2 protein-coding genes are annotated in these 3,382 nt (G+C 50.6%); one reads left to right on the top strand and one right to left on the bottom strand.

Going from position 1 to position 3,382, the window contains the following annotated elements; genetic code table 11:
• The coding region (locus tag OEM52_14545) for a T9SS type A sorting domain-containing protein (GenBank protein MDK9701354.1) at positions 1–2,254 on the top strand (2,254 nt) is incomplete at its 5' end.
• Positions 2,255–2,505: 251 nt separating this feature from the next.
• Here OEM52_14545 and OEM52_14540 read toward each other — a convergent pair.
• Positions 2,506–3,382, bottom strand: an 877-nt coding sequence (locus OEM52_14540) for a hypothetical protein (GenBank protein ID MDK9701353.1), incomplete at its 5' end; no start/stop codon positions are given.

The raw sequence follows: 3,382 nt of genomic DNA, 5'->3' as shown, positions 1-3,382 counted from the left end.
ATTTGATCCTTCCCAAATTCGGATGTCAGTTGAGGGGTTAGAGGGGAATCGGATTTCGGGGTTCGGGGATCGTGAAACGTCATTGTCATTGCGAGGCAGCGCAGCGACGAAGCAATCCCATTTGGATAACGGGAACAGGGAACAGGAGACAGGGAACAGTAGGGGCGTGCCGCGCACGCCCGCAGGAAATGTTCGTGACCTGCTGCGCGATTCGCGAACCACTGGCGGAGCCGTACATCGGACATTCTTGTCCGATGGCGTAAAAGATAACAGTAGGGGCGTATGGCATACACCCGATACCACAGAAACGATGCGGGCGGACGTGGGAGTCCGCCCCTACCCAGCACCTAACACCCAACCCCCACCCCCTATTGCCCAATCCCCATTGCCCATTGCCGAGCTTCTCCTGCCAACTTCTTTAGGGGAATTGCGAACGGCGTTGCCAAGTGTGTACCAAGTGTCGGCGAATGGAAGTAGGAATGAAATCGAAGCGACATTTGAACTGACCGACAAGAACACCTTTGGGATTACGCTCCCCAATGGCTACAACCCCGACCATTCCTTACGCATCGATCCCCTCATCTACAGTACTTTTTTGGGGGGAAGTAGTGGTGATGATGGTTTGGCAATTTGCAAAACCACTTTGGGTAACATTGTTGTAACCGGTGATACGCAAAGCAGCGACTTCCCCATAACGCTAGGTGCCTATGATACAACATCAGTTGGTTATGATATTTTTATTACTTCGGTTAATCCTTCGGGCACACTGCTCCTCTATAGCACTTTTCTAGGTGGCGATGATAACGATTATCCAAGCGACATAGCGAGCGATAATCTGGGAGGAGTTATCGTTTGTGGGGTTACCTTCGGCGGCGTTTTTCCAACAACGCTGAATGCATTCGATCGAACTCCACCAGGTCCAACAAGCAATAAGTGTTTTGTTACTCGTCTGAATTCAACGGGCTCGGAGCTGATATTCAGCACCTATTTAGGAAGCCGGCAAGCCTTTCAAAATGCTCGAGCAGTCGTCGGTGACGTAAATGGCGGAGCATTCGTCACCGGTGAAACTTCCGGACTTTACTTTCCTGTGACCACCAATGCTTATGCTCGTACGAATAACGGTTTCGAAGATGGATTCATTACTCACCTCCACAGTTCCGGTTCCGGACTGCTATACAGCAGTTACTTCGGTGGTAATAGCGAAGATTATCCAAAGGCACTGGCATTGGATAGCCTGGGACGCCTTTGCATTGCTGGACAGACCTCAAGCACGATCTTTCCCACGACTCCAAATTGCTTGCAAGATAGTCTTCATGGTTGGCGTGATGCATTCTTCACCCTTTTCTCCAGCGACTTACAATCGCTTGTTTTTAGCACGTATATAGGTGGTTCAGTCGGCGATGGAATTTTCGATGTCACTTTTGACGGAACCAGCGGATTCTTCCTTACCGGCAATACGACCAGTTCGGATTTTCCTACCAGCCCCAACTGCTACGATTCGACGTATAACGGAGGAATGTTCGACGGGTTTGTTGCGAATGTGTCCATTTCACCCCAAGTAACTTTCACGAGTACCTACTTGGGCGGTTCTGGAGACGATGGCATATATCATATAGAAGTGGATCGTATCCATGATGCAGTAAGCTTCGTCGGTACTACCGTAAGCTCTGATTTTCCCGTAAGCCAAGATGCTTATGATACCGTTTTTCATGATGGGGATAATGATGGATTTATATCGAAACTCAATTATGATCTAACTTCATTGTTGTATTCCACTTACTTAGGAGGAACAGGGACAGATGTTTGTCAGAGTATCCTTCATGAAGGCAATGATACGGTAATCATCGTTGGTCGAACGACCAGTCCCGATTTTCCGGTCACCCCTGCCGCATTCGACACCTCCAGTAACGGCGGGTGGGATTGTTTTGTTGCCAAGCTCATCCTTCGCGCCGACACTTCCAATGTTGTACGCGAGTTGGATAAACTACTTCCTTCAGGGGTCTTACTTACTACTTTCCCCAACCCGTTTAATTCTTCTACCACAATTTCCTACTCGCTACCAAAACCGGGCTTAGTTGAGCTAAGACTCTTCGATATCACCGGTCGGGAAGTCGCTACTCTCGTGAATCAAAAGCAACAACCGGGAAATTATCGAGTGACCTTCGATGGAAAGAAACTTTCATCGGGAACCTATTTCGTGCGGATGCAAGCGGGGAAATTTGTTAAGACACAGAAGATGGTGCTCTTAAGGTGAAAGGTAAAGGGTATAAGGTGTAGGGGGAAGGGTGTAAGGGTCGGCGCGGTTGTCAACCGCGCTTTTTGTTGTGCGGACACAAAGGGCGGCTGCCAGCCGCCCCTACGATGTAAACATATGGGCATGCGCGGCACGCCCGTACTGAACGGGTTTGGAAACCCGTACCCACCCATTCACCCTACACCTTTCACCTTACACCCTTCACCATTACAGGCGAGGACGCCTGTCCCTACCCAACACCCATCACCTATTTACGATTGCAGGTTTTCACTCCAGCGCTGAATGATATGTTCCGGGAAGACATTCCCGTCGGTGAAAACTTTCGCATTCGCAATGAGGATTTCCGCTACTTCGGCAAAGCTCTTTGGAACCGCGATCTTCCCATTTCCATCGGTGACTGCCTCTGCCGCCGTCCGGGAAATCCATTCGTCTAGATTCGGCGTGTTCTTGCCCAGCAACATCGCTTGCGCAATGCCAGCCAAGAGGAGTTGCGGATGCGCCGAGCCATCCGGTAATCGGTACTCGATGGTTTCGTGAGTAACCGCATTCCCTTCGGCGTCAGTTGCGACGATGGGTAACCGGATCAATGCTTTGCGATTGAAACGTCCCCATGTCACCGCATTCGGCGCTTCCTTCGCTTGTGAGAGCCGAAGGAAAGAAGTTTTGTCGCGATTGCCAAATGCCATCAAGACGCCGCCCATTTGCACCAGCCCGCCAATCAACCACTTCGATTCCTTGCGAAGATTGCCGGTCTCGTCGTTCACCGTGAGGTGTTCACCGTTTCGAACCGGAGAGAGGTGGAAATGCATGCCACTGCCAGCGTGACCTTTACGAACTACCGGCGCGAAACTGCATTGCATACCACTGAGGTGCGCTAAATTGCGTAACACCCATTGTGTGATTACCACATTCTCTGCCGCTTGCGGCAACGGCTGCAACGCTAACTCGATTTCGTGTTGTTCCCAAACATAGGGGTCTTCTTCACACGCTTCGATATATCCGACTTCGCTATGGCCATACTTGACCGGGATTCCCATTTCATTCAGAATCACCAACGCATGGCGGCGGAGCGCTTCACCAAACACAAACGGCGAGGTAGAATGGTAACCGCGGTCGGAAGCGCCATAC

The organism is bacterium, assembly GCA_030247525.1.
GTDB lineage: Bacteria > Electryoneota > JAOADG01 > JAOADG01 > JAOADG01 > JAOTSC01.
Note: the sequence above shows the minus strand (reverse complement) of the source record. Positions and strands in the feature narration are given on the sequence as shown.